Below are 2,957 nucleotides of genomic sequence, written 5' to 3'. Positions count from 1 at the left end.
TCGGCTGAATACATGATCTGGACTGCGCCTTCTTCTTGTAGCTCTTTAACTCCTTTTTGAAACTGTTTAAATTTCGAGGGGTTGGGATTGCGGAGGAAGGCAAATAATTCGGGTGAAAAGCAGGGAATACCTTCGTATTCGAGCTTTTTCATACCTGTATAAATCGTATCGCCGATCGCGAACACGCCGGGATTATTTAGACCGATGACATCGCCGGGATATGCTTCTTCGATCGATTCCCGATCTTGGGCGAACAATTTCTGCGGGCGGGATAGTCGGACGTTTTTACCTGTGCGGGCGTGGCTGACGGTAATATCTTTTTCAAACTTACCATTACAGACACGAATAAACGCGACTCTATCGCGATGTTTGGGGTCCATATTGGCTTGAAGTTTGAATACAAAACCGGAGAATTCTGGATAGCTCGGATCGATCGATCCGACATTAGAATTGCGATTTCCTGGCTTGAGAGCGTATTCCAAGAAATAGTGTAAAAATAACTCGACCCCAAAATTGGTCATCGCGCTTCCGAAGAAGACTGGAGTCATATAACCAGCATGAATCGCTTCTAGATCTAATTCCGAAGCTACCCCATCGAGGAGTTCGAGATCGCTGTGGAGTTGGTCGAATAATTCTTTGTCTAAGATTTCTTTCAGGCGCGGATCGTGGAGATCCATCACCGTATCGGTGGCCTCACGGCTGCCATGCAACCTCCGCTCGAACAAATGGACTTTCTGTTGATGGCGATCAAACACGCCTTTAAAGCGATCTCCGGTGCCAATTGGCCAATTGACCGCATAGGTTTGCAAGCCTAATTCTTGCTCGATCTCATCTAGTAATTCTAATGGTTCGCGGCCAGGTCGATCGAGTTTATTCACGAATGTGAAAATCGGCAACTCGCGCAGTTTGCACACTTCAAATAACTTGCGCGTTTGCGGCTCCAAGCCTTTGGCGGCGTCAATCAGCATCACCGCATTATCGGCTGCTGCCAGTGTCCGATAAGTATCCTCACTAAAATCTTGGTGTCCAGGCGTATCCAACAGATTTACCTGAAAGCCCTGATACTCAAACTGCAACACCGTCGAGGTAATCGAAATCCCCCGCTGTTTCTCCATTTCCATCCAGTCGGAAGTCGCCTTGCGCTGATCTCGTCTGGCCTTAACTGCGCCCGCTTCATGAATTGCACCCCCGTATAACAGGAGTTTCTCGGTCAGGGTGGTTTTCCCCGCATCAGGGTGCGAAATAATCGCAAAATTGCGCCGATGCTCGACGGCAATTTCGAGTTCGGTTTGAAGCTGGGTTTGGAGTTCGGTGGACATGAGGTGCGGTTACGTTAGCGGGCTTCCAGTATTTGATTATATCTGGTTTTAATCATTGACCGACCTCGATCGACTGGTTACGCTGGACAAATCAAGGTTACATTGACAAGATTGCAATGAACAGATGAGGAAATTCGATTAAACATGTTTACCCGTTGGCAAATCCCCAAATAATAACGAAATTACCAGATCGATCGCAAAAATCGTAATTCCCGAAACGACAACAGCGGCGGTAGCTGACTCCCCAACTTGCTTGACGCCCCCATAGGTCGTCATTCCCCACCCACAGCCAATCAGACCGATTGCGGCTCCAAAGATCGTACCTTTGAAAGCCAGACTGACTAGATCGCCTGTTCTGAGCAGATTGCGGGCGGAGTCTAGAAAGATCGGTGGTGGTACTTGGTAGAGTTGCGCTGCCACAAAGATTCCGCCGAGAATACCGCAGACTAAGCCCAACACGATTAACATCGGTACCATCGAACAACAAGCCAGGACGCGGGGCAAGATCAGATAATCGATCGGATCGGTGCGCAATGTGTACAGGGCGTCGATTTGTTCGCTCACTTTCATCGAGCCAATTTCGGCAGCAAATGCCGAACCAACTTGTCCGGCCACCACACAGGCGGTCAAGATTGGTGCGAGTTCTCGACAAAAAGCGATCGCAAAGACACCACCGACGGAATTAATCGCGCCCATCAACTCTAGCTGTCTGGCGGTTTGAATCGTGAAGATCGCGCCAGCTAGCACATTTACCAACAATACCGGAATCATTGATGATGGCCCTGTTTTGAACAAATGTTCGGATATTTTCCGCCAACAAGTCTTGCCCTGAATCAAATGCAGCCAAACTTGACCGATGAGTAGTAATGTAAAACTAAATCGGCTGTATGTATAAGAATACGAGGTTGCACCAGATCTTTTGGGAGACATGTTTAAGGATTTGGGGGTCAAAGAGGTAGCTAGATCGCGAGATTATAGCAAGTTACGTAGCTCGATAACGATCGTCTTCATCTAATTGCGGATTTCCACCCAGGGAAAACGTACTACCAGACCCCTGTAAGCTATGATAGATTCAGTATAATGAAATTTTAAGTAACAATTATCTTTGAGGATTTGAAATGATTGACACTGGCGATCGCAGTAGTAGTGGCAAGCGCAGACTATTTTCGTTGTTGTGCCATGGCTCGATTTTTTTAGGTTCTTTGCTGATTACCTCAGCAATTCCTTTGGCAATCTTGCTGCTTTTTGATGACCCAGTTATCAAAGCAACTGCGAAAGAAACCCTAAATTATCACTTTAATATTTGGTTGTATGGAGCGATTACAGCCGGATTAGTCACATTTTTCACAGCTTTAATTATCACGATTCCCTTGGCCTGGTTGATTGGGTTAGCATTCTTCCTCTTCCACATGGTGCCACCAATTTTTGGGATCTTGGCAACTCTGAATAATCCTAATGAGCCTTATCGCTACCCATTTATCTGGAGATTGCTCTAACTTGTCGATCGCTGCATAAAGGGTAGAGATCTGACTAAATCTTTACGCTTTTTAGTACGGACAATCTTTTGACCTATAAACTTTAGATCGCAAGATTGCCCTCAATAATTGCTTGCCGGACAGTTGGCGATCGCCAACTGTC

General features: G+C 46.6%; 3 protein-coding genes. 1 reads left to right on the top strand and 2 read right to left on the bottom strand.

Translation table 11 applies throughout. The features are described 5' to 3' along the window. On the bottom strand, window positions 1-1,319 hold a 1,319-nt coding region (locus RMO27_RS00370), incomplete at its 3' end, for a peptide chain release factor 3 (protein WP_309727967.1). Window positions 1,320-1,457: 138 nt separating this feature from the next. Next, window positions 1,458-2,249, bottom strand: coding sequence for an MlaE family lipid ABC transporter permease subunit (locus tag RMO27_RS00365; RefSeq protein ID WP_309727965.1), 792 nt, complete (start codon window positions 2,247-2,249; stop codon window positions 1,458-1,460). 188 nt (window positions 2,250-2,437) lie between these two features. Between RMO27_RS00365 and RMO27_RS00360 the strand changes: the two genes are divergently transcribed. Continuing rightward, window positions 2,438-2,815, top strand: a complete 378-nt coding sequence (locus RMO27_RS00360) for a DUF4870 domain-containing protein (RefSeq protein WP_309727963.1) — start codon at window positions 2,438-2,440, stop codon at window positions 2,813-2,815. Window positions 2,816-2,957: the final 142 nt, after the last annotated feature.

Source organism: Chamaesiphon sp. OTE_75_metabat_556 (assembly GCF_031378165.1).
In the GTDB taxonomy this organism is placed as follows: domain Bacteria; phylum Cyanobacteriota; class Cyanobacteriia; order Cyanobacteriales; family Chamaesiphonaceae; genus Chamaesiphon.
This window is presented reverse-complemented; position numbering and strand designations above follow the sequence as displayed.